Genomic DNA, 23,656 nt, shown 5'->3' on the forward strand with positions numbered 1-23,656 from the left:
TTCCGCCCCGGCGACTCAGATCCGGGAGACAATGAGCCGAACCTTGTATGACGGGTGCCACTCGGTTCCTGCCGGGTTTCTTCGGAATTCGGAAACAACACTCGGAGCGGAGACGTTGTGGAGTCCATGAGCGAGTTCGATCTGGAACGCACCATTCAGCTTCTGCGTGACGCCATCGATGGCGACATCTGCAGCCGATCCCGCGTCATCGATGCGTTGCTGGATCTGCGGCTGGATGCGGCTCGGCGCCCCGATGTGGTCGACCTGGTCGACCGGTCGCTGGCCGCCGTGCCCGGCAAGCACATGGTTCCCGCCGAGTGGTGGCGTGACCAGCTCGACATGCTCGAGATGGCGGCCATCAACCCGGCGGAGCCCGTCGGCTGAACCGGCGAACTCACGGCGGGCGCGCCGGCGGACGGACCGTTGACCGCGACCCGCTGCGTGCGTAGCGTCGGCGGCATGCCGGATCGTGACGCCTACCCCGAGGGGACCCCGTCGTGGGTCGACCTCGCGACCACCGACGTCGAAGGATCGAAGGCGTTTTACTCGGCCCTGTTCGGCTGGGAGTGGGAAGCCGACGACACCGACGACCCCGACAGCCAGTACCACATGGCGTCGCTGCGGGGCCGGTCGGCCGCGGGGATGATGCAACAGTCGCCGGAGCAGGTCGCCATGGGGATGCCGCCGGTGTGGAGCGTCTACATCACCGTCGACGACATCGATGCGTCCACGGCCGCGGTCGAACGGGCCGGCGGGTCGGTGATGGTCCCACCCTTCGACGTGATGACGGCCGGCCGGATGGGTGTCATGGTCGACCCGACCGGTGCCGTCTTCTGCCTCTGGCAGGCCAAGGAGCATCCCGGCTGCGGCGTGGTCAACGAGCCTGGCGCGTTCACGTGGGCCGAGCTCGTCACCGCCGATCAGCCGGGCGCGGCGGAGTTCTACGGGAAGGTGCTCGGCGCGACCAGCTCGACCATCGAGATGGAGGGGCTGGGGGCGATGACGACCTTCGAGGTGGCCGGTGAATCCGTCGGTTCGGCCATGCCCATCCCCGCCGAGGGGATCCCGCCGATGTGGACGACCTACTTCGCGGTGGCCGACTGCGACGCCGCATGCGCGACGATCGCGGAGCTCGGAGGGCAGGTGACCTTCGGTCCCTTCGATGCCGAACCGGGCCGGATCGCTGCGGTCGCCGACCCTGCGGGCGCCCATTTCTCGATCATCGCTCTGGCCCAACCACCTCAGTAGCTGGCAGTCTCCGGTCATGACCCGACCGGATCCCTCGCCCACCTCTGCCGTCGTGATCACCGGCGGCGCGTCCGGCATCGGCCGGGCCTGCGCCGACGCGCTCGCCGCGGTCGGCCGACCCGTGGCCATCTGGGACCTGCAGGCCGACGCGGCGGCCGCCGCGGCCGAGTCGGTGGCCGCGGCGCACGGCGTCGCCGCCATCGGCCTCGGCATCGACGTCACCCGGACCGACGACCTCGATGCCGCGGCGGCCGATGCCGCGTCGGCGCTCGGACCCATCGGTGGGCTCGTCCACGCAGCCGGGACGGTCAGCGCCGATGTCATCGGAGCCCTCGACCATCCGGCGTGGGACAAGGTCGTCGACGTCAACCTCACCGCCCACGCGATGCTGACCCAGGCGCTGCTGCCCCATCTGCGGGCCGGCGGACCGGGCGCGGCCGTCGTCGCCATCTCGTCGATCGAGGGCCTGATCGGCCATGCGTTCATCCCCGCCTACTGCGCCTCGAAGGCCGGCCTTCTCGGCCTCACTCGGTCGATGGCGGCCCAACTGGCGGGCGACGGCATCAGGGTCAACGCCGTGTGCCCCGGCTACATCGACACCCCGCTGCTCCCGCAGGGCGACGGTCTCACCGAGATCTACACGCAGGGCCAGCCGATGGGGCGGCTCGGGCGGCCCGAGGAGGTCGCCGCCGCCGTCCGCTTCCTGCTCTCCGACGAGGCATCGTTCATCACCGGGACCCAGCTCGTCGTCGACGGCGGTTCCACCTGTGTCGACTGAGTCGGCCCGTTCCCGGGCGCTCGCCGCCCATCGGTCGGAGTGGGGGGAACCCGACTTCGTCGTCCGGGCACCGGGACGGGTCAACCTCATCGGCGAACACACCGACTACAACGACGGTTTCGTGCTGCCCATGGCGTTGCCGTTCGACACGGTGATGGCTGTGAGCGCGTCGCCCGAGGCGCACAGCCGGCTCCGCTCCGAGGGGTTCGGCGAGGTGGTGATCGGCGAGGTGGAGATCGGCGAGGTGGTGCTCGGCGACTCGGCGAGTGGCGGGGCCGTTGCCCCGGGTTGGGCGGCGCACATCCAGGCGATGGTCGAGGTTATGGCGGCCGACGGGGTGACCGCGCCGCCGTGGCGGGCCACGGTGGCGACCGACATCCCGACCGGCGCCAGTCTCTCCTCCTCCGCCGCCATCGAGATCTGTGTCGGGTTGACCATCGCATTCCGGGCGGAAGTCGACAGAGATGCGGTGCGGATCGCCGAGTACGGCCAGCAGGTCGAGACCCGCCTGCTCGGCGCGCCCACCGGGATCATGGATCAACTCATCTCGGCGACAGCGGTGGAGGGTGCGGCCTCGCTCATCGACTGTCGGACGCTCGCGATCACACCGGTGACGCTGCCGAGCGGGACCGTCGTGGTCGTCATGGACACCATGACGCGTCGCCGGCTCGTCGACTCCGAGTTCGCGGCCCGCATGCACGCCTGTCGGCGGGCGGCCGAGCTGCTCGGGGTCGATTCCCTGCGAGAGGTGGCCGAGGTCGACGATCTGTCGTCGCTCCTGCCCGAGCACGAGACCGAATGGCGCCGTGCCGCCCATGTCGTCGCCGAGAACGCGAGAACGCTCGCCGCCGCCGACGCGATGGCGGCCGACGACGGGCCGGTCGTCGGCACGCTCATGGCCGAGAGCCACGCGAGCCTGCGCGATCTGTTCGAGGTGTCGGGTGCGGCGCTCGACACGATCGTCGATGCCGCAATGCACGCGCCCGGGTGTCTGGGGGCGCGGATGACGGGCGGCGGTTTCGCCGGTTGTGCAGTGGCGCTGGTGGAGGCCGACCACGTGGCCGCGTTCGAGGCCGCGGTGGTGGCGGCATACGAACGAGCGACCGGCACCGTGCCGCGGCTGTGGGCCTGTGGCGCAGCGGGAGGTGCGTCGGTCGAACGATCGACGGCGTAGGGGGCGTCAGTCGCGTCGGGCCGGGGTGGCGGGCCGGAAGTGGTTGGCGAGGCCCGAGACCGTCCATGCGCCTGCGGCGGCCACCGACGGGATGACCACCAGGAGGACACCGACCACCAACCACGGCACCTGGATGTTGTCGGTGGCGTACGAGTCGATGCCACTGTTCGCCACGCGGTCGACCACCCAGGTCGGCGCGAAGCCGAGCGGGATGCCGAGCCCGATTCCGACGAGCGCCAGCACCGCGGCCCGAGCGGCAGCTTGTCGTCGCATCGACGACGGACGCGCACCCACGATCGTGAACGTGTCGCGCTCCTCGCGGCCTTCGGCGGCGGCCAGCGCCAGGCCGATGGAGACGACCAGCAGGCTCAGCGCCAGGGCCGCGCCGAGGATCACCAATCGGGCGATCCAGAGGTCATCGGCCGACGAGGACTGCCAGCGAGGGTCCTCGTACCACATGTCGAAGTACTCGTCCTGCACGGCACCCGGCTGGTCGCTGCCATCGAGACGGGAGGTGTCGCCGGGTTCGATGAACGCATCGACGGACGTCCCCCAGAGCTCGTTCTGGAGTGCAGAGAGCTGGTCGAGCTGTGTCGTTGTGAGGTCGGCGCCGGCACGGATGATGACCCCCGTCTCCACGATGGTGAACCCGGCATCGGCCGCGGCCTGCTCGGTGATCAGGAGCTGGCCCGTCCACGGGTGGTCGAGAGGATCGGCCCCGAACGCGTAGGGAACGGTGATCACTCCGCCCTCCGAGCGATACTCGGCGGTCGGCGACCCCGAGACCGGGTCCTCCGCCTCGTTCGCGAAGCCGTCGCCGTCGGATGTCACGGCGTAGCCGTCGGCGATCCGTGGCTGCATCGCACCGGTCGCGGCCAGCGCCGTCCGGTCGGCGGGCGACACCCCCAAGAGGTCGAGGAGGGCGGGAGTGGCGATCATCGGCCCCGAGGGGTCGTTGTAGTCGACGGACGGGTCGAACGGCGCCGGGTCGAACGTCGCGACCGCATAGGGGAAGACGTCGCCGTCGGGAGCGATCGCCGCGATGGCCGCCATCGTCGACGGACGCACCTCGACGCCGACCAGCGGGCCGTAGTCGGTCAGATCGATCGAGTCGCTCGCCACCGTGAACGACTGGCTCGCCGACACCACGATCGCATCGGCCGGCAACGCCGCCTGACAACAGTTGCTGTCCTCTCGCAGCACCAGCTCGGCGATCGCGGCGACGGCCGTGGCGCCGCCGACGGTGACGGCGATCGCCGCCACGACGGCCGCCGACCGGCTCCGGGAACGGGCCAGGCTGCGCAATGCCATCCGCCACGAGAGCGAAGATCGGTGGCCGAGCCCACCGATCTTCTCGATGACCAGTGGCGCGGCGCAGCAGGTGCCGAACACCATCGCCGTCCCCCCGATCACGACGAGCAGGGCCCAGATGTTGCTGCCCTGTGTGTCGCCCTTGGCTCCGAGTGCTGCGACGGCCACGAGCCCGAGTCCGCCGAAGAGCAGTGCCAGCCCGGTCGGAACGAGCCACGGGGCCGGTGTCCCGGTCGGGCGGCGTCCGGCGAGGGCGGTCATCACCGGAACCCGCGCTGCGGATCGGGCGGGGACCGCAGCGGCGATCGTGGCCGCCACGACCGCGGTGATCGTGATCACGACGATGTCGGTGACCGAGAACCGGAACGCGCGTATCTCGTGTTGCACGATGTGGCGGGCGATGAGCGATCGTGTCAACGGAAGCAGGGCCAGGCCCCCCGTCACGCCGACGATCGCGCCGACGACCCCGGTCCACGACCCTTGGAGCGCCAGGGTCCGACGGACCACCGCCTCCGAAGCCCCGTTCGACCTGAGCTGCCCGATCGTGACCAGCTGGCGACGAGCGCTCGTGGCGAAGGCCGCAGCGACGATGATGCCGACGGCGACGAGGGCCAACACGCCCGCCACGAAGCCCCAGGCCATCCCGGTGTCGAGATCGTCCGGACGGGAGTTCGGGTTGTCGTAGCGGGTCAGACCGCCCCGCTCGGCGGCGATCCTGCGGATCGTGTCGACGGGGGTGCCGTCGGGCAGGTCGATCCATGTCATCGGTGCGCCGTAGTCGGGCGAGATCCGGGCCGTGTCGAACCCGGGGATGATCAGCGGATCCTGGGAGTAGTTGCCGCGGATCTCGCCGAGTCCGGCGACGAGCCAAGTGCCGGACGGGCGGGTCAGCGTGAGCTGGTCGCCGGCTCCGATGCCGAGCCGGCCGGCGAGGTCCGTGCCGAGCAGCACCTCGCCCGGCTCCGGCGCGCGACCGGAGGTGATGTCGATACCCGCGGTTGCCGCCTTGTCGCTGAACGTCATGTTGCCGAACTGGACGTAGGCGACCGTGGTGTCTCCTTCCCTGTTCGATGCGGTGACGGGCGTGCCCGTCCAGAGGTACTCACGGGTCGTCGAGCCGTCCGGCAACGGTGTCAGTGCAGTGGAGCCATCGTCGTCCGATGCCACCGTCGATGTGGACGCGCCGAGCACGATGTCGGTGTCGCCGTAGTCGCGCTGGTAGTCCAGCGACCAGTCGGCGGCGTTGGTGCGGGCGACGATGCTGCCGTTCGTCATCGCGGCAACGGGTACGGCGATCAGGAGTGCCGCGAGGATCGTGCGACCGGGGCGACGACGGACCTCTCGCCGGGCGAGGCGGCTGGCGAAGCGCCACGCAGGGACGGCGGAGCGCGTGACCGGCTCGCAGGCCGGCGGTGGCACGGTCATGGCGGGGGGGTCGTCGACCAGGGTCATGCCATCACCGGGCCTGCGGGTGCGGTGTAGCCGGCGGACGACTCGTCGACGAGCTTGCCGTCGCGGACGAAGACCACCCGGTCGGCCCACGATGCGAATCGCGGTTCGTGGGTGACCATCACGACGGCGACGCCGGAGCGAGCCAGTCCGGCGAGGACCTCGACGACCTGATCGGACGTGAGGGTGTCGAGCGCCCCGGTCGGTTCGTCGGCGAAGATGACCTGTCGCTCACCGACGACTGCACGGGCGATGGCGATCCGCTGCTGTTGACCACCGGAGAACGAGTCGGGGTAGCGGTCGATCTGCTGCTCGATCCCGACCCGCACGAGTGCCTCGACGGCGGCAGTACGGGCTGCCGCTCTCGGGAGCCCGTCCAGTTCGAGCGGGAGCATGACGTTCTCGAGCGCCGTCAGCGAAGGGACCAGGTTGAGCGACTGGAACACGTAGCCGAGGTGACGCCGCCGGATCTCGGCGAGTCGAACGGCGCCCACCGACGAGAGATCCGTGCCGTCGAAGAGGACCTGTCCGGCCGTCGGCAGCTCGAGTCCTCCGCCGAGGTGGAGAAGGGTCGACTTGCCGCACCCGGACGGACCCATGATGGCGACGAACTCACCGGGTCGGATCGAGAGATCGATGCCGTTGACGGCCCGCACCTCGGTGGTGCCGGCGCCGAACGACTTGACGACGTCGCGGAATTCGACGATCGGGATGAGGGACTCGGGGGTCATGACGTTGCCTTTGGTGAGGAGTCGGGAGTTCGAGGGGGATCGGGAACAGCGGCGACGAGGCGCGACTCGCAGAGGTCGAGCCAGCGAAGATCGGCTTCTGCCCGCACCACGAGGGCGTCGACGACGAGTCGGGCGGCAAGCGAGTCGGAATCGACGACGTCGGTCGGGCGGTCGCGCCGATGTCGTTGGAGAAGCCCGAACAGCGCCGTGCGTTGGCGGGTGATGACGGTGAGCGCGTGGTCGTGGCCCTGTTCGATCGCCATCAGTACCTTGAGCATCAGCTCGTCGCGCGGTGGCGGGTCCTCGGCGGGGATCGCCTCCCACCAGGAACCGAGCTCTTCGCGACCGGCGGCGGTGAGGGTGTAGAGCTTCTGGTCGTCGTCGCCGGAGAGCTCGACATCGACGAGACCGTCGCGTTCGAGGCGGTCGAGGGTCGTGTACACCTGTCCGACGTTGAGCTTCCAGACGCCGCCGGTGACCGATTCGAACTCGGTCTTGAGCTGATAGCCGTACCGGGCGCCGGGTTGGAGGAGTGAGAGCAAGCCCTCGCGTACTGCCATAGATACCGAGTATGCATACCGAGTAACTACAGCGCAACCGATTTCTCGTGGAGTTCCCGGCCTTCGTCGGCGACCGAGCGGGTGGTACCGTGCCGCGCCGATGGAGGACGAATGACCAAGATCTGTTTCGTCGGTGCGGGCAGCACCGTGTTCGCCAAGAACCTCCTCGGCGACATCTTGGCGTTTCCCGAGCTCGCCGGTTCGTCGATCTCCCTGCACGACATCGATGCCGAGCGGCTGGCGACGTCGACGCTGGTCGCCAACCGGATCGCCGCGACGCTCGACGTGACGCCGACCATCGAGGCGTCGACCGATCGACGTCGAGCGCTCGAGGGTGCCGACTACGTCATCACGATGTTCCAGGTCGGGGGCTACGAACCGGCCACGGTCACCGACTTCGAGATCCCCAAGCGGTACGGCTTGCGCCAGACCATCGCCGACACGCTGGGCATCGGCGGGATCATGCGGGGCCTGCGCACCATTCCCGTACTGATCGACATGTGTCATGACATGGAAGAGGTCTGTGGCGACGCCACCCTGCTCAACTACGTCAACCCGATGGCGATGCTCTGCTGGGCGGTCGACCGGGCGACATCGATCGACACCGTGGGTCTCTGCCACAGCGTGCAGGGGACCGCGACACAGCTGGCCGAGGACCTCGGCATTCCCGCCGAAGAGATCCGCTACCGGTGCGCCGGCATCAACCACATGGCCTTCTACCTCGAGTTCGAACGCGAGACCGCCGAAGGTCGGGTCGACCTCTATCCCCAGCTCGCCGAGCGAGCCCGGGGCGAGGTGCCGAAGCGCCACGGTTACCTGTCCGAGGCGGTCCGCTACGAGATGTTCCGGCGGCTCGGCTACTTCGTCACCGAGTCGAGCGAGCACTTCGCCGAATACGTGCCGTGGTTCATCAAGGACGGACGCGACGACCTCATCGACCGGTTCGGCATCCCGCTCGACGAATACCCGCGGCGCTGCGAGTTCCAGATCGCCGGGTGGGACGACCAGCGTCGCCGGCTCGAGGACCCCGATGCCCCGTTCCGGGTGCGCCGCAGCCCCGAGTACGGCTCCGAGATCATCCACAGCATGGAGACGGGCACGCCGCGTGTGATCTACGGCAACGTCTCGAACCGCGGCCTCATCTCGAACCTCCCCACGGGCTGCTGTGTCGAGGTCCCCTGCCTCGTCGACGCCAACGGCGTGCAGCCGACGGTGATCGGCGAGCTTCCACCGCACCTCGCCGCGTTGATGCAGACGAACATCAATGTCCAGTCGCTCACCGTCGAAGCCGTGCTGGAGGGCCGCCGGGACCATGTGCTCCATGCCTCCATGCTCGACCCCCACACTGCCGCCGAGCTCGACCTCGACCAGATCGAGTCGCTCGTGACCGACCTCATCGACGCCCACGGCGACCTCATCCCGGCCAACCTCCGGAGCAGATGAGGGCGCAACCTCGCGTGCCGATTGGACCCGGACGGGTGTGAACGCGGATCATCTGCGCATGGCCAACACTGATGTCACCGGTTTCTGGAAGATCGCGGAAGCCGATCCCGACCATCTCGCGCTCGTCGACCCCGACTACAACGAGATGACCTACGGCGAGTTGTACGAGCTCACCAACAAGATCGTCCACGGTCTGCGGGCCCTCGGCCTCCAGAAGGGCGATCAGGTCACCACGGTGCTGCCGAACTCCTTCGAGCAGATCGCCGTCTGCCTCGCCGCCTACCAGGGCGGGTTCTACCTCACGACGGTGAACTGGCACCTGGTCGGTCCGGAGATCTCCTACATCGTCAACGACTCCGAGACGAAGGCGCTGATCGTGTCGGAGCGCTTCGCCGACGAGGCCGTCCGGGTCCTCGAGGACTGTGTGACGCCGGAGACGAATCGCTTCTCGGTGGGCGCAGTCCCGGGCTTTCGCCCGTTCGACGAACTGATCGAGGGTCAGCCCGCGACCAGGCCCGACGACCTCTCGACCGGCTCCTACATGTTCTACACATCGGGCACGACCGGTCGTCCCAAGGGCGTGCGCCGGGGTCTCGTCGAGGGTCACCCCGACGAGACGGCGGCCGGCGCCGGCGGACTGTTCATGTTGTTCGGCACGATGCCCCACGACGACAACGTGCAGATCACCCAGGCGCCGACCTACCACACGGCGGTCAACAACTGGACCACGATGGCGCTGCACATGGGGCACACGGTGGTCTTGATGGACAAGTGGACGCCGGAGGGACTCCTCGAACGCGTCGAGCGCTACAAGGTGACCCATTCACACATGGTGCCGACGATGTTCAACCGGCTGCTCCAGCTTCCCGACGACGTGCGCGAGAAGTACGACATCTCGTCGCTGCGCTCGATGGTCCATGCCGCGGCACCCTGTCCGGTGGAGACCAAGCGCCGGATGATCGAGTGGTGGGGCGACACCATCTGGGAGTACTACGCGGCGACCGAGGGTGGCGGTACCTACGTGGGCGCGGCCGAGTGGATGACCAAGCCAGGCACCGTCGGCAAGCCGTGGCCCGGGGCCGAGATCATCGTCGTCGACGAGGACGGCAACGACCTTCCGCCCTACGAGAGCGGCACCGTCTACATGAAGATGCCGGGCAACGCGTTCGAGTACAAGGGCGACAAGGAGAAGACCGAGAAGAGCCGTCTGCGGGGGTTCTTCACCGTCGGCGACATCGGCTATCTCGACGATGACGGCTGGCTGTTCCTCAACGACCGGGCCAACGACATGATCATCGCCGGCGGCGTCAACATCTACCCGGCCGAGATCGAGGGTGCCCTCGTGCAGCACGAGGCAGTCGGCGACGTCGCCGTGTTCGGCATTCCCAACGACGACACCGGAGAGGAGATCAAGGCGGTGATCGAGTTGCGCCCCGGGTGGGAGCCCAACGACGAGACCACGGCGGCGATCATGGACTGGCTCCGTGGTCAGATCGCCAAGCAGAAGCTGCCGCGCTCGATCGACTACACCACCGAGATGCCCCGCGATCCCAACGGCAAGCTCTACAAGCGCCGCCTGAAGGACCCCTACTGGGAAGGCCGCGAGGGCAACATCATCTGAGAAAGTATCGAGGGGTCAGACACCCACACCTTCTCGCTCCTGCCTTCCGCGGGTCAACGGTGAGAAGGTATGGGTGTCTGACCCCTCGATACTTTCTATTCGGCTTCGGGGTCGGTCTCGTAGATCCAGGCGCGGATGTGGTCGCCGGAGTCGAGGGTCACGTCGCACTGGATCCGGCGGTAGCCCGGGCCCTCGAAGTCGTCGATGTCGCGCCAGTGTTCGTCGAGTCGGTCCGACGTGAGCACGGCCACCGGGATGCTGCTCCCGGCCGGGTCGAGGGTGATGCCCGGGTGACCCTCGGCCGGCCCGAAACCGATCGGATAGGTCCAGCCGACGACGCGTCCGCCACGCCATTCGCCGTCGATGTTGCGGACGACCCAGTGGTTTTGTCCGCCCGGCATCAGTGTGCCGTAGGTGGCGAGATGTTCGATGCTCAGAGGAGGGCTGGGCTCGGAGTGAAGGCGACCGGGAGGTGCTTGATCCCGTCGACCAGGTTCATGCGCAGCCGCTGCGCCGGCCCCGTCCGGTGGATGTCGGGGCAGCGCTTCGCCAGCTCCTCGAAGATGATCTTGATCTCGAGGCGGGCGAGGTTGGCGCCCAGGCAGAAGTGGGCACCACCGGCTCCGAACGCCATGTGGTGGTTCGGCGCGCGGCCGATGTCGAACTCGTCGGCGGTCGGCCCGAACTCGGCCTGGTCGCGGTTGCCCGACGGGTACCACAGCAGCACCTTGTCGCCGGCCTTGATCTCGACCCCGCCGAGGACGGTGTCCTCGGTTGCCGTGCGACGGAAGTAGTTGACGGGACTCGTGAACCGCAGGACCTCGTCGACCATGGTGTCGGCCAACCCTGCGGGATCGGCGAGCCAACGCTGCCACTGGTCGGGGTGGTCGAAGAACGCCATCATCCCCTTGGAGATGGCGTTCCGGGTGGTCTCGTTGCCGGCGATGATCAGCAGCGTGAAGAAGAGATCCCGTTCGAGCTCGGTGAGCTCGTGACGGCTGCCGTCCTCCATGGTGACCACGGCTTCGGTGAGACGGGTCCAGAGGTCGTCGGCCGGTTCCGCCCGCTTGCGGTCGGTCAGCTCGTGGGCGTACATCGCCATCTCGACCATCGCCGACTCCGAGTCGGTGAAGTCGCCCTCGGTGCCGGCTTCGGCGGAGGGGGCGGGCCCCTTGGACTGGTACTCCTCGTCGGCACCGCCGATGGTCCGGTTGCTCCAGTCGAGCAGCTTGTCGCGGTCCTCCTGGGGAACGCCGACGATCTCGGCGATCGCCATGAGCGGCAGCTCGGCGGCGATCGAGGTGACGAAGTCACACTCGCCCTTCGGGGTGACCACGTCGAGCAGGGCCGTGGTGCGTAGCCGGAACGCATCTTCGAGCCGGCGGACCATGCGAGGCGTGAAGCCGCTGTTCACCAGCTTGCGATAGGTCGTGTGCTTCGGCGGGTCGGTCATCACCATCTGCAGGCCGGGGCCGCGCTCAGCCTGCAGGTCGGTGAGGGAGATGCCCCCGGCGCCGTCGCGGCCGGGTCCGGTCTGGTGGCTGAAGAGCGTGCCGCTGCGGTGCACCTCGGTGATCAGTTCGTACGACGTGACGTTCCAGAACGGCTCGTCGCCCGCCTCGGGGGTCGCCTTGTTCTTCCAGACGGGCGCGTTCTCGCGCAGATAGGTGAACCAGTCGTGGGGACACCGCTCGGCGAACACGTCGAGGTTGCTGAAGTCGATGTCGTCGGGATCGACAGTGGTCGCGTCGGTATCGTTGGTCATGGTCACGTGGACAAAATACCTTCCTGAGAAGGAATGTCAACCCGCCAGCGGCTATCGTCGGTGACGTGACCGACACGAACGGCACCACACCGCCGACCGACGAGTCCGCGCCGTCGACGTTGGGGGAGCTGGAGCGCCACGTCGAGCCCCGACACTGGTCGACGGTCGAGGTACTGGTGAGGATCTTCCGGACCGGCCGTCAGATCGAGGCGTGGCTGGCCGACACCCTGGCGACCGAAGGCCTCGACACGTCCGAGTACGCCGCCTTGAGCGCACTCTGGATGCACGGCGAGCCCCATCGCCTGTCGGCAGGCGAGATCGCCGACCGACTGGTGCAGACCACCGGCGGCACGACGAAGACGATCCGTCGGCTCGAGGACCGGGGGCTCGTCCGCCGGGTCGCGGATCCCTCCGACGGGCGGCGAGCGTTGATCGAGCTGACGCCCATCGGCCTCCAAGCGGCCCAGGCGACCCTCGAGCTGGTGCTCGACGCGTTCGATCTCGAGATCGGCGACCTCGACGGCGCGGAACGCTCGGAGCTCGGGGACCGACTCGCCCGGGTCAGCGGCGAGCTCGACGAGCGGCTGCGGCGGCGCTGACCGGGCCGGCTCAGATGCTCGCGTCGGCGTTGCGGGCCGAGGCGTCGGCGAGCTCGGCGGCGCGTGCGTGGACCTCCGCGATCGCGTCGCGGAGGTCGGGGAGCTCGGCTTCGGTCGCGCCGTCCTCGCGCAGGAACGCGAACACCACCCTGATCACCGGCTCACCCGTGGCCGCCTCGACCGCCGCCGCGTAGCTGGCCCCCTGGAGGCGGTAGCGCTCGAGCTTGACTGCCACATCGTCGTCGCCGTCGATGCGGTCGGTCTTCCAGTCCACGACCACGAGGCCCTCGGCCGTTCGATAGAGCAGATCGACGTAGCCCTCGATGAGGAAGGTGCCGATCGGCGCGGCGACCCACAGTTCACGCCAGTGCTCGCTTCGTGCCGCGGCACGCGCAACGCTCGAATCGACTCCGGCCTGTGCGAGCCGGGCCACGATGTCGGTGCGGTTGGCCACACCCTCTGCGGCGGCCTGGGCCCGCGCGGCATCGTCGAGTCCGGAACCGTCGGCCAGGTCGACGACCTGCAGCACGCCGTGGACGGCTCGTCCCACGGCGGTGCCGTAGCGGCCCTTCTGCCATGGCGGAAGGTCGAGATCGCGTGGACGTTTGTCGAGCCCCGGATCGAGTGGGAGGAGACCGGGGACGGGTCCGGGGTCGCTCGGGTCGACTCCCGGATCGCCCGGTGCGGCGGGCACTGGTCGGGGTGGTGGCGCAGCCTCCCGGGCGAGAGTGGTCGCCGCGATCACCGTCCGGGCCGAGGCCCGGGCGAGCGACGCGGTGCGTTCGGCCGTCCAGTCGGGGCGCGCCGGGAGCGGCTGCGGGGTGGGTCGGCTGATCGCAGGCACCCTGGCCGGGTGGGGTGTCCACTCGATGCCGGCGGCGGATGCGAGGCCGGGGGCGGCCAGCAGGCTGGCGCTCGTCGGCTTGCCCTTCGCATTGCGGTGGAGGCTGACCACGAGATGGTCTCGTGCTCTGGTCGCGGCCACGTAGAGCAACCGGACCCGTTCGTGGTCGTCCATCTGGTCGTCGATCGGCTTCCAGTCGTCGTAGCCCTCGGACGTGACGGTGCCCGACAGCCGTACGATCGGGGGACCGCCGTTCGGAAAGGCGATGGATGGCCCCATCGGCGGCTTGCTCAGCTGGGTGGTCATCCCGCCGAGGACGGTGATCGGGAACTCGAGACCTTTCGCGCCGTGGATGGTCATGATCCGCACGCTGTCGTCGTCGGTCTCGGGGAGCACCGTCTCTGAGACACGCGCATTGTCGGCGCCCTGGAGTCGAGCCCACTCGAGATAGGCACGCAGGTCGCGACCGCCGGCGTCGGTCCAGGCCCGGGCCTGGTCGATCACGAATCGGAGGCGCCGCCAGACATCGCGGGGTGCCCGGGTCGCCACGGCGGTCTCGAGCACACCGCGTTCTCGCACGAGACGGTCGAGGAGTTCGGCCGGGTTGGACCACAGTCGCTGTTGGTGCAGTTGCGCGAGATGGCGCAGTCCGTCGGCGACCGGGTGGCTCCCGGCGCCTTCGGGAAGATCGTGCCGCAACGAGAATCGGCCTCCGAGCCCGAGACGCCAGTGCGCGAGGTCGTCGTCGCCGCATCCGTAGACGAACGATCGCAGGGACGCGACGGTCGCCAGCTCATCGGTCGGGTCGGCGACGGCGCGCAGCGCGAGCATGAGTTCGCGGACCTCTCGGGTGGCGTAGACCAACGAACTCGTCTCGGCCCGGTACGGGATGCGGGCGTGGTCGAGGGCCCGTTCGAGGAAGGCGAGGCTCGTGCGGGCGGGAAGGAGGATGCACACGTCGCTCGGTCGGGCCGGACGCCATCCCACGTCGTCGTCGTGGACGCTCCACGGGTCGGCACCATGGAGGGCATCGGCGATCGTCGCCGCGATGTCGCGGGTCTCTCGTTCACGGAGTTCGTCGGCTGACAGCGCAGTGTCGGCGGCGGTCGTGCCGAGGAGTGCGACACCGGGACCCGACGGTGGGGGTTCGCGGCGAAACGCGGTGAGCGGCGCGTAGTCGGGTTGGCTCTCGGGGACGAAGGTGATCAGCTCGCCGAACACGTCGTTGATCCAGGCGATGACCGGTGCCACGGTCCGGAAGTTGACCGTGAGGCGGGGTCCGTCGGGGAACCGATCGCGGGCCGCGAGATACACGCTGATGTCGGCTCGCCGGAACCGATAGATCGACTGTTTCGGATCGCCGACGAAGAAGAGCCGGCCGGGTTCGACGGTGAGCTCGTCCCAGCGCCGTTCGACCACCTCGGTGTCGGTGGCCGCGATCAGGGCGGCGAGTTCGACCTGAATCGGATCGGTGTCCTGGAACTCGTCGAGCAGGAGCCGGGCGTAGCGCACCCGCAACGACGCCCGGACCTCGGCACCGTGGGCGGTCGAGCGAAGCAACCGCCGGGCCTGGACGAGAAGGTCGTGGAACTCGAGCCGTCCGGTCTGGCGGCGCTCGGCGGCCATCGCGAGCACGAAGCGACCGAGCCGGCCGGCGATGTGGGTGAGAGCTCCGGTGGTGACGGCGCGGACTGCCGCGTCGCAATCGCTGCCCAGACCGCGTACCGCGTGGCGGACGTCTTTCACGTCGACCGTCCAGTTCGCGGCGGCGCCGGCGCCACCCGGTTTGATCGTGAGGGTGCCCTTCTCGCCGAGATCGGCGGCGAGCGCCATCGCGTCGATCTCGTCGTCGGCGGCGTCGGCCAAGCGGGTACGTCGCTCGTGCACCGTCGCGAACCAGGGGAGGAGCTTGTCGTCGTCGTTCGTGCAGTGATGGCGGAGCTCGAGGACCTCGTCGAAACGGGCCAGGAGTGCGTCGATGTCGAACGGCGCCGGTTCGGGGGCGTCGAGCGCCAGCCGTTCTTCGACGAGATCCCAGTTGTCGGTCATCTGCAGGGCGAGCTGGCGCAACGAATCGAGACGGACGCGGGCAGCCTCGAGCGCCAGGATCGACCGACCCATGTCGGTGTCGTCCAGCAGTTCGTCGAGGAACTGGAGCCAGTGCGACTCGAACTCGACCTGGGACCCGATCTCGTCGAGCACCTCGACCCCGGGCGGGAGTCCGGCCTCGACGGGGTGCTCGTTGAGGATGCGCTGGGCGAAGGCGTGCAGCGTGCCGACGGCGGCCCCGTCGAGTTGGTCGAGGGCCTGGTGCGCGAGCGCCGCGACCTCGGGATCCTCCGTCGTCGACGCCGTCTGCTCGAACCGTTGGCGGATGCGGTCGCGCAGCTCGGCCGCCGCCTTCTCGGTGAAGGTGATGGCGGCGATGGACTCCATCGGGACACGGTCGATCAGCACGAGCGCTTCGACACGGTCGACGAGGGCACGGGTCTTGCCGGACCCGGCGCCGGCCTCCACGAAAAGGGTCGAGGTCCGCTCGGCGACGATGCGATCGCGGTCGGCCTGGTCGACGGGTTGTTCGATGGTGTCGGGTCCGAAGAGCGGGAGTTGGGGATCGCTCACACCTAGACCTCTTCGGTGACGGCGCGCCAAAGGGCGAGGCCGGGGTGGTCGCTGATCCTCTTGTGGTCGGCGTATTGGTGGGCGGTGCCGAGGCCGTCGGGTTCGCAGAACTCGCATCCCACGAACATCCGCCAACCGGGTTGGTCGGGGACCTGAGGGAAGACGCCGGCGGCGATGCCATCGACGATCGCCTCGACGGTGCCGAGGGCGAGCCGGGCGACCTCGTCGGTGACCCGATAGCCGGCCGTCGAATAGCCGCCCCGCTTGGTCACGAACCAGTAGGCGCCACGGGTCGCCGCGTCGGGGCGTTGCATGACCACCCGGGCTGCGGCTGCGTAGAGGGCGAGCTGGAGGAATCGGCCGCCCGGGGTCGGCGACGATTCCGAAAGATCCTTGTAGTACTTGCTCTGGCCGGTCTTGTAGTCGATGACGATCAACTCGCCGTCGTGGGTTTCATCGACTCGGTCGATCGACCCGCGGATTCGCAGCGGGCGTCCGCTGGGGAGTTCGATCTCGACCGGCGGAGTGGAGGAGTGGGGCATCCCGAAGGGCAACTCGGTCGCCCGGGGCCGTGCCCCGTGGGCGGCCCGCAGTTGATGGTCCATCTCGAGGAATGCGGTCAGGTCGTCGAGCACGACCCGACGATCGCGCGCCCAGTAGACGGCCCTTCCGACCAGACCCTTGCCGGCGATCCGCTCGGCCTCGTCGGTCGCGATCTCGAGGAGGCGATCTCGCTGGTCGGTGCTCCACCTGATGCCCGGCTCGGGAACCGCATCGGAGTCGATTGTCTCCGCCATCCAACGATCGAGGGCGTGGTGGACGAGCGAGCCGAGGTTGAGGGCGGTGATGCGGTACTGCTCCTCGGGGTCCTCGACCGGGTGGATGCCGAGGACGTGGCGGAGGAAGTAGGCGTGGGGGCAGCCGGCCCACGCTTCCAGACGGGTGGCCGACGTGACGTGGTCGGCGTCTCTCGGGGTGGGGAGCCGGACGCCCCGGAGGTCGCCGTCGGTGGCGAGGTTGCCGTCGAAGCGGGTGAAGTCGGTCGAGCCCCGACCCGTGATGAGGTCGACCCCCCGGCGGAGCTCGGGCCGGTCGGCGAGGAGTGCGATGTCTCCGAGGTCGTGGCCCGCGTCGGCGGCGTCGAGCATCGTGCGCACGTCGTACTCCTGGACATGGGCCGGAAAGTCGGTCGAGCGGAGGGCCGCGATGAACGAGGGGATCTCCCGGAACCAATCGCCGGTGGCACGGCCGATGTCGGCGGCGGCCGGCCGCACGCCGTCGTGAGCTTCGACGGAGTCGAGTAGCCAACGCGAGGGGGCGCGTTCGGCGCTGCGCCGAAGGTCGCCGCGGGGGAAGGTCATCGTCAGGTGGCCGGCCGCGGCCATCACGGCGAGGAGCGCACGATGATCGTCGTGGACGCCCTCGCTGCGGGGAGGGAGATCTCGCCCGGTGACCGTCCGCACACGGTCGGGCAGGAGTGGGTCGTCGCGCCGGCGCGCCGGGAAGGAGCCCTCGGCCATGCCCACCACGAACACCGTGTCGAGTTCGAGGCCGATCGCGAGGTGCGCGCTCCCGATCAGCACACCGTTGCCGAAACTGCCGTGACGGCCGAGGTCATCGGCCAGTTGGAGCTCGAGCGCGCGTCGGAACGCACCGACCGACGGCGCCGGGTCGATGCCATCGAGATCTCCGAGCCGATCGATTGCAGCGTCCACCCGTTGCGCGGCGGCCCTCTCGTCGTCGGGCCAACCCTCCCGCAGGGTCTCGCTCCCGAGATAGCTGCGGACGAGAGAACGACACCAGCTCGCGAGCCCGCTCCAGCTCGCGCCTCGACCGCCGGGGTCGAGATCGGCCACCAGCGTGGTCATGAAGGTCGCCAGCTCGCGGGCGTGGGTGGCGTCGCGTCGGAGACGCTCGGCGCGCCATGTCTCCTCGTCGGACATCTCGCTGCGCGTCGCGTCGCCCTCGAGTTCGTCGGCCAGTCGGCTCAGGCGATCGGCCCATTGTGTGGCACCCCCGACGACGCCCGCCGCTCGCGACGCTCGCTCCCAGGCCGCGACCGGCGCCGGTCGGTTGCCGACGCCGCGGATCGGTGCACTCGCCAGCCACGCGGCGACGTCGCGGCGCGAGAAGTCGTGGTCGCCGAGCGCGAGCAGCGCCAACAGCGAACGCCCGAGGAGTGACGCGTCGGCGGTCTGCACCGAGGACCCGAACCATTCGATGCCGGCGGCGTCGAAGGCGTCGCCGAGGAGGCGGGCGTAGGGGTCGCGGGATCCGTAGAGCACGGCGCAGCGCCCGAGGGGTACACCCCGTCGAGCTGCGTCGACGATCGCCCGCACGGCGTGGCGGACCTCGTCGTCGGCATCGGAGACGCTCAGGCCCCGATCCGCGATCGCGACCTCCGGCTCGTCGGTTGCCGTGGGCCACTCGATCCCCAGCCGGTCGACGGCATCTCGAACGGCGGCATCGGCCTGCGCATCGCCGGTGATGCCCGCGATGACGGCGAGTTCGCTCGCCTCACCGAACGCCCGGAGGAGGTCGGTTTGGCTGGTGGACAACCGTTGGGGGAGGAACGCGATCGCTCTGCCCAGCTCGGCCAGGACGGGTGGGCGATCGGCGAGTGCGGCGATCGCGGCGGTGACGAGGTCCTGCTCGGTGCTGAAGTGGGGTCCGAGAAGGTCGCCGACAGCGCGGTGGACCCGCACCACGTCGGCCGCTCGATGCGATGTCGCAGCGATCGCAGCGAGACCGCCGGCGGACACCTCGGAGAGCGCCTGGTGGGCCCTCACCAGCGAACGTTCGGTAGCGGGATGGGTGTGGACACCGGCGAAGTGGCCCGGATCGCTGTGGAGCACGGCGCGGACCGCGCCGGCGAGGATCGGTGTCGAGACAGGACGGCGATCGGTGCTCGCGACGCGGGCGGCGCCGAGCAGTTCGGCCAGGCGGTACGGCGTCAGGAAGGTGACCGCCGCGACACCGCCGCGGCGGCCGAGCGCCCGACGAGCGGCGATGCCGACATGGTTCGACGGCACCACCACCGTGACCGGCTCGAGCGGGAGTCCGGCCTTGGCTCTGTCGATGGCGGCAGCGAGCGCTAGATGGGCGGCCTCGCCGTAGGCAGTGGTGTGAAGAGTGATCGCCATCCGCAGGGATCGTACGCAGAGGGTGTGACGCTTCGCAGAAGGCGCCTATTCACCGACGAGCCGCCTAGGTTCTCGCGGTGAAGTTGCTGACCGACACGGCGCCGCTGCGCGAGTCCCGCCAGTTCCGGCTGTTGTTCATCGGCCGCACGATCTCGGTGGCCGGGTCGCAATTCACCGTGGTCGCCGCGCCGTTCCAGGTCTTCGACATCACCGACTCGACGCTGATGGTCGGCCTCCTCGCGCTGGCGCAGCTTCCGCCGCTCCTGGTCGCCTCGTTCCTCGGCGGGACGCTCGCCGACGCGTTCGACCGTCGGCGGATCCTGATCGTGACCCAGCTGCTGTTGGCACTCGCCTCGGTGGGGCTGGCGCTCAACGCCACGCTGGCCGAGCCGCAGCTGTGGGTCGTCTTCGTGCTGACATCGGTGATCGCGGCGCTCTCGGGGATCGACAGTCCGACCCGCACCGCTGTCGTTCCCACCCTCGTGACCCCCGCCCAGCTCCCCTCCGCCCTCGCGCTCAACCAGTTGAGCTACCAGATCGCGCTGGTCGTCGGTCCGGCGCTCGCCGGTCTCGTGATCACGCAGAGCATCGCCGCCGCCTACTGGGTCGACGTCGTCACCTTCAGCGCCGGTCTCGTCGCGCTCCTGTTGATGCTGCCGATGGTCCCCCTCGGTGGAGGTACCCCACCGGGGTGGCGATCGGCGGTCGCCGGGTGGCGCTACCTCCGATCACAACCCGCGGTCGAGGGCGCGTTCGTCATCGATCTCAACGCCATGGTGTTCGGGATGCCGCGCACCCTCTTCCCGGAGCTCGCGACCCGCGTGTTCAACGCGCCGGGTGCGGTCGGGCTGCTCTACGCGGCGCCCGCCGTCGGTGCGTTCATCGGTGCGGCGACGTCGGGATGGATCAACCGGATCGACCGCCAGGGCAAGGGGGTGTTGGTCTCGGTGATCCTGTGGGGCGGTTCGATCGCGCTCTTCGGCTTCTCGCCCTGGCTCTGGCTCGCCCTCGTGTTGCTGGCAGTCGCCGGCTGGGCCGATGTCATCTCGGCGGTGATGCGCAACACCATCATCATGTTGACCGTGCCCGACGAGCTCCGCGGTCGGCTGAGTGCGCTGCACATCGCCAACGTCACGGGCGGACCGCGATTGGGCGACGTCGAGTCGGGTGCGGTCGCCGCGGCGACGAGCGTGCGTGTGTCGGCCTGGAGCGGGGGGCTGGCCTGCGTACTGGGCGTCGGCGTGGTCGCGCGGGCCTATCCGGCCCTACGCGGCTGGCGGCTGTCGGATCACTCGGCCGAGGTCGAGCCGGCCGAGTGACCGTCGCTCAGCCGCCGTGCACGAACTCGATCACCTGCTGGTAGGTCGGACGGTTCGTGGAACGGAAGTCGTCGGGGATCAGGTTGGGGACGAACGTCGACCGCCGCCCCTCGCGCAACCAGGTCGACATGTCGTCGCCGAGTTCCGCGGCGAGCGCCGCAACCCGGGTGTCGACGGCCGCCCAGAGGTCGCTCTGGCACGTCGCGAGATCGCCGGCTCCGCAGTACGAGAGCTGGAACGGCCCTTCCACCGGCTGACCGAGCAGGGTGCGCAGGTCCTTGTCGATGATGCTTTCCTCGTCGATGCCCTGCAGCCCGATCTCGTCGTCGAACAGCGGCTGGAAGACGGGGGCGAGCGCAGCGGTCCGGATCGGGTCCCACAGCTCTGCGGCGAGGAGGGCGGCCGGGTCGTCGTAGTCGCCGTCGTCGTCGGCGTCGAGCAGCGGAGCGTCGTCGGCGACCCACGCCTGGAGCAGGGCGACGGCCTCGGCGGCCATGTCGGAGGGTGCATCGCCGCCGGCCAGCGCGTCGAGGACCACGGCCCAGACCAGTGCCGAGGTGTCCTCGGTGGCGGCGCGGTTCATGATCGAGACGACGTCGGACAGCTCGGCCTCGTCGGGCCACTGATCGAAGTTCTCCACCCGATGGTGCGAGCCGTAGAGGTTGCCATCGCCGTGCATGAAGCCCGGGGCGGACTGGTTGTTCCAGTTGAGCAGACGCCCGTCGGGATGGGTGTCTGCGTGCGGGTGTTCGTCCTGGCCGATGAAGCCCTGCCACTCGTAGTCGCCGGTTCCGAGGGTCGGGAGACGGCGGTCGAGTCCTTCGGCCCGCTCCGGCAGGAGTCCCGAGGCGAAGTAGGCGATGCCGTCGCGGTTGGCGTAGCCCCAGTTGAAGGTGAAGCCGAACCTGTCGGCCACTTCGAAGAACGCCTCCGGGGTGTCGGCGTCGCCCTCCGTCATGCTCTTGAGCGCCCCCAGATTGAGCACGTCACGGCCGAAGGTCGACCGGGCCCGGCTGAGCGCGACAGGTTCGCCGTCGGAGAGCGCCGTGCCGATGACCGGGCCGTGCACGCTGACCGGGTAGACGATCGGGGCGCCGGCGAGCGTGCCGGCCTCGAAGATCTCGAAGGGGATGCACTCGCCCTCGAAGAGGTAGTGGCCGGAGTCGCGGGTCGGGGTCGACCCGTCGGGCTCGCACAGCACCTCGGCGAACACGTCGCGCACGTCCTGATTGGCCGACGTGAGGCTCCACGCGTAGTCCTCGGTGCGGCCGATGAGGAGATACATGCCCAGGCCGGTGACGGCCGCGCCCTGGGCCTCGAAGTCGGGACCCTTGAGGTGCATCTGCATCACGATCTCGGGGTAGTAGTAGCCGAGCTGCGGGCCCATCACGGCGAGGCTGTTGCCGGTGAGCGACTCGCCGGGCTCGACGGTCAGCCAGTTCGATGCGGTGATGAACGGTGGCGAGTCGACCGCGTCGACGAACGCGGCGTCGTCGAACGAGATGTTCTGGACCCCGGGGTTCGAGCCCGGGGCGGGGTCACGGGCATCGAGCGAGATGACCGACCCTTCGTCGATCGCGACGGACCCGGTCACCTCTCCGCCGGTGAAGGTGCCGTAGTCGAAGCGTTCCTCGATGGTGGTGTAGGCCTCGGGGTCATCCGTTTGCATCAGGTCTTCCCACGCGGCTCGGCCCTGTTCGTCGCCGAGGCGGTTCTGGAGTTGTGAGAGGAACTCGGCGTTGCGGGCCTCGGAGCCGCCGCCGGCGCCGAAGATCGACCCGATGAACGCGGTCGTCGCGATGATGTCGTTCACCGTGTAGGGCGTGGTCGGGAGGTCGTTGGCCTCGATGTAGGCGTTGGCTCCGGCGACGAACGCCTCGAGGTCGGCGAGGATCTCCTCGCCTTCGGTCCCGTAGGTGTCGAGCAGCACCTGGATCTGATCGGTCACGAGCTGCTCGGTCGCTTCACTCGGGACGAAGGGCGTTGCGCTGGTGACGAGGGAGAACGCATCGACGCCCGGGATGTCGGCGACCGCGGCGCGGGCGGGACCGCGGCCGAAGTCGAGCAGGATGCTGCGATCGCGGATGGTCACCCAGCCGGCGCCGAAGGAGACGTCGTCGCGAGTCTCGCCGGTGATGTGGGCGATGCCGAACTCGTCGTAGAGGATCTCGACGCCCGGTCGGCCGGTCTCCTCGACGGTGGTCGCCCCGATCGGGGCGAAGTCCTGTGGGAGGTAGAAGTTCTCGATGTCGTCGTCGGTCACATTGCCGCGCAGCGGTGTGAGGCCGTCGTAGAGCGCGAGCTGATCGAGTGAATCATCGGTGGTCGGAAGACCGCCGTAGTTTCCCGGCGGGAGGATGTAGTGGGCGCGGTCCTCGGTCACGACCGGGATGTCGGCGTCGACGTCGGTGGTCGAGTCGTCCGGCGCCGCCGTCGTGCTCGTCGAGTCGCCGCCTTCGGGCGGCGGGTCGGTCGTCGGGTCGTCGTCGCTGCATGCAGCCGCGACGAGTGCCAGCGCGATGGCGATCGCCGCGAAGCGGCGGGTGCGTGATGAACGAGTCGGCATTGGGTCCCCTCCCGAGTCCGGGGCGAATCCTAGACACGCTGCGGCAGAACCCGCCGCGACCACGGCAACGCGTACATTGGCGCGGCCGACGAACAGCGAGGGCGACCGTGATCATCGTCGATGCGATGAACGTCAGGGGATGCGTGCCGGACGGATGGTGGCGCGACAAGGCCGCCGCCCTGCGCCGGCTGGTCGATGCGATCGCCGAGCACGACTGGCTCGACGAGTGGGTGGTGGTGATAGCCGACGGACGACCGGTGCACGACCTCGCGGCGGGGACCCGGGGGCGGGTCGAGTTGCGCTATGCCGGGCATTCGGGCCGGGATGCGGCCGACGACGACATCGTTGCGTTGGCCCGTTCGCTCGACCCCGACGACGGTCCGGTCGTGGTGGTGACCTCGGACCGGGGGTTGATCGAGCGGCTTCCCGACGGCATCGCCGTGGAGGGCGCTCGCGCCTTCCGCCGTCGACTGGGGTTCTGAT

At 69.3% G+C, this 23,656-nt stretch carries 17 protein-coding genes; 9 read left to right on the forward strand and 8 right to left on the reverse strand.

Features of this window, described 5'->3' with window-relative positions:
• Positions 1 to 126 precede the first annotated feature (126 nt).
• The 4 genes from R2707_19580 (at position 127) to galK (ending at position 3,200) form a co-directional block, all read left to right on the forward strand.
• A complete protein-coding gene (locus R2707_19580; GenBank protein ID MEZ5247297.1) occupies positions 127 to 384 on the forward strand; it encodes a hypothetical protein in 258 nt (85 codons plus the stop codon).
• 75 nt (positions 385 to 459) lie between these two features.
• A complete protein-coding gene (locus R2707_19585; protein MEZ5247298.1) occupies positions 460 to 1,248 on the forward strand; it encodes a VOC family protein in 789 nt (262 codons plus the stop codon).
• 16 nt (positions 1,249 to 1,264) lie between these two features.
• Positions 1,265 to 2,026: an SDR family oxidoreductase gene (locus R2707_19590; GenBank protein MEZ5247299.1), complete on the forward strand. Its 762-nt coding sequence runs from the start codon at positions 1,265 to 1,267 to the stop codon at positions 2,024 to 2,026.
• Complete coding sequence (gene galK / locus R2707_19595) at positions 2,016 to 3,200, forward strand: galactokinase (GenBank protein ID MEZ5247300.1); 1,185 nt, start codon at positions 2,016 to 2,018, stop codon at positions 3,198 to 3,200. The genes R2707_19590 and galK overlap by 11 nt, the downstream gene beginning before the upstream one ends.
• A 6-nt stretch (positions 3,201 to 3,206) precedes the next feature.
• Here galK and R2707_19600 read toward each other — a convergent pair whose 3' ends face one another.
• The 3 genes from R2707_19600 to R2707_19610 are packed head-to-tail and all read right to left on the reverse strand — an operon-like array spanning position 3,207 to position 7,251.
• Positions 3,207 to 5,963: an FtsX-like permease family protein gene (locus R2707_19600; GenBank protein ID MEZ5247301.1), complete on the reverse strand. Its 2,757-nt coding sequence runs from the start codon at positions 5,961 to 5,963 to the stop codon at positions 3,207 to 3,209.
• Complete coding sequence (locus R2707_19605) at positions 5,960 to 6,691, reverse strand: ABC transporter ATP-binding protein (GenBank protein ID MEZ5247302.1); 732 nt, start codon at positions 6,689 to 6,691, stop codon at positions 5,960 to 5,962. The genes R2707_19600 and R2707_19605 overlap by 4 nt, the downstream gene beginning before the upstream one ends.
• On the reverse strand, positions 6,688 to 7,251 hold the full coding sequence (locus R2707_19610) for a PadR family transcriptional regulator (GenBank protein MEZ5247303.1): 564 nt from the start codon (positions 7,249 to 7,251) through the stop codon (positions 6,688 to 6,690). The genes R2707_19605 and R2707_19610 overlap by 4 nt, the downstream gene beginning before the upstream one ends.
• 111 nt (positions 7,252 to 7,362) lie before the next feature.
• On the opposite strand from R2707_19610, the gene R2707_19615 reads away from it, so the two are divergent.
• Positions 7,363 to 8,694 carry an alpha-glucosidase/alpha-galactosidase gene (locus R2707_19615; GenBank protein MEZ5247304.1) on the forward strand — a complete coding sequence of 444 codons (1,332 nt, stop codon included), beginning with the start codon at positions 7,363 to 7,365 and terminating at the stop codon, positions 8,692 to 8,694.
• A gap of 58 nt (positions 8,695 to 8,752) precedes the next feature.
• Positions 8,753 to 10,315 carry an acyl-CoA synthetase gene (locus R2707_19620; GenBank protein MEZ5247305.1) on the forward strand — a complete coding sequence of 521 codons (1,563 nt, stop codon included), beginning with the start codon at positions 8,753 to 8,755 and terminating at the stop codon, positions 10,313 to 10,315.
• A gap of 95 nt (positions 10,316 to 10,410) precedes the next feature.
• On the opposite strand, the gene R2707_19625 is transcribed toward R2707_19620, so the two are convergent.
• Together R2707_19625 and R2707_19630 are read right to left on the reverse strand one after the other, a co-directional pair.
• On the reverse strand, positions 10,411 to 10,857 hold the full coding sequence (locus R2707_19625; protein MEZ5247306.1) for a gamma-glutamylcyclotransferase family protein: 447 nt from the start codon (positions 10,855 to 10,857) through the stop codon (positions 10,411 to 10,413).
• Positions 10,749 to 12,080, reverse strand: coding sequence for a cytochrome P450 (locus R2707_19630; protein MEZ5247307.1), 1,332 nt, complete (start codon positions 12,078 to 12,080; stop codon positions 10,749 to 10,751). Before R2707_19630 ends, R2707_19625 begins: the two co-directional genes overlap by 109 nt.
• Before the next feature lie 65 nt (positions 12,081 to 12,145).
• Here R2707_19630 and R2707_19635 point away from each other — a divergent pair, with 65 nt between their 5' ends.
• Entirely contained in the window at positions 12,146 to 12,679 is a 534-nt protein-coding gene (locus R2707_19635; protein MEZ5247308.1) for a MarR family transcriptional regulator, read from the forward strand.
• A gap of 10 nt (positions 12,680 to 12,689) precedes the next feature.
• Here the strand turns inward: R2707_19635 and R2707_19640 are convergent, their stop codons facing one another.
• Together R2707_19640 and R2707_19645 are read right to left on the reverse strand one after the other, a co-directional pair.
• Complete coding sequence (locus R2707_19640) at positions 12,690 to 16,145, reverse strand: UvrD-helicase domain-containing protein (GenBank protein MEZ5247309.1); 3,456 nt, start codon at positions 16,143 to 16,145, stop codon at positions 12,690 to 12,692.
• Between the two features lie 2 nt (positions 16,146 to 16,147).
• Positions 16,148 to 19,288: a PD-(D/E)XK nuclease family protein gene (locus tag R2707_19645; protein MEZ5247310.1), complete on the reverse strand. Its 3,141-nt coding sequence runs from the start codon at positions 19,286 to 19,288 to the stop codon at positions 16,148 to 16,150.
• Between the two features lie 77 nt (positions 19,289 to 19,365).
• On the opposite strand from R2707_19645, the gene R2707_19650 reads away from it, so the two are divergent.
• Positions 19,366 to 20,607 (forward strand): MFS transporter, encoded by a 1,242-nt coding sequence (locus tag R2707_19650; GenBank protein MEZ5247311.1) that lies wholly within the window; start codon positions 19,366 to 19,368, stop codon positions 20,605 to 20,607.
• Positions 20,608 to 20,614: 7 nt separating this feature from the next.
• On the opposite strand, the gene R2707_19655 is transcribed toward R2707_19650, so the two are convergent.
• Positions 20,615 to 23,173, reverse strand: a complete 2,559-nt coding sequence (locus R2707_19655) for a penicillin acylase family protein (GenBank protein ID MEZ5247312.1) — start codon at positions 23,171 to 23,173, stop codon at positions 20,615 to 20,617.
• Positions 23,174 to 23,280: 107 nt separating this feature from the next.
• Between R2707_19655 and R2707_19660 the strand changes: the two genes are divergently transcribed.
• Positions 23,281 to 23,655, forward strand: coding sequence for a hypothetical protein (locus tag R2707_19660; protein MEZ5247313.1), 375 nt, complete (start codon positions 23,281 to 23,283; stop codon positions 23,653 to 23,655).
• Position 23,656: the final 1 nt, after the last annotated feature.

It is taken from the genome of Acidimicrobiales bacterium, from assembly GCA_041394245.1.
In the GTDB taxonomy this organism is placed as follows: domain Bacteria; phylum Actinomycetota; class Acidimicrobiia; order Acidimicrobiales; family Aldehydirespiratoraceae; genus JAJRXC01.

Bases quoted from the DNA above. Each gene is read 5' to 3' on its own strand.
- R2707_19610 (MEZ5247303.1), bottom strand. From the start codon at position 7,251: ATGGCAGTACGCGAGGGCTTGCTCTCACTCCTCCAACCCGGCGCCCGG.
- R2707_19645 (MEZ5247310.1), bottom strand. From the start codon at position 19,288: ATGGCGATCACTCTTCACACCACTGCCTACGGCGAGGCCGCCCATCTA.
- R2707_19590 (MEZ5247299.1), top strand. From the start codon at position 1,265: ATGACCCGACCGGATCCCTCGCCCACCTCTGCCGTCGTGATCACCGGC.
- R2707_19605 (MEZ5247302.1), bottom strand. From the start codon at position 6,691: ATGACCCCCGAGTCCCTCATCCCGATCGTCGAATTCCGCGACGTCGTC.
- R2707_19600 (MEZ5247301.1), bottom strand. From the start codon at position 5,963: ATGACCCTGGTCGACGACCCCCCCGCCATGACCGTGCCACCGCCGGCC.
- R2707_19615 (MEZ5247304.1), top strand. From the start codon at position 7,363: ATGACCAAGATCTGTTTCGTCGGTGCGGGCAGCACCGTGTTCGCCAAG.
- R2707_19620 (MEZ5247305.1), top strand. From the start codon at position 8,753: ATGGCCAACACTGATGTCACCGGTTTCTGGAAGATCGCGGAAGCCGAT.
- R2707_19580 (MEZ5247297.1), top strand. From the start codon at position 127: ATGAGCGAGTTCGATCTGGAACGCACCATTCAGCTTCTGCGTGACGCC.
- R2707_19630 (MEZ5247307.1), bottom strand. From the start codon at position 12,080: ATGACCAACGATACCGACGCGACCACTGTCGATCCCGACGACATCGAC.
- R2707_19655 (MEZ5247312.1), bottom strand. From the start codon at position 23,173: ATGCCGACTCGTTCATCACGCACCCGCCGCTTCGCGGCGATCGCCATC.
- R2707_19585 (MEZ5247298.1), top strand. From the start codon at position 460: ATGCCGGATCGTGACGCCTACCCCGAGGGGACCCCGTCGTGGGTCGAC.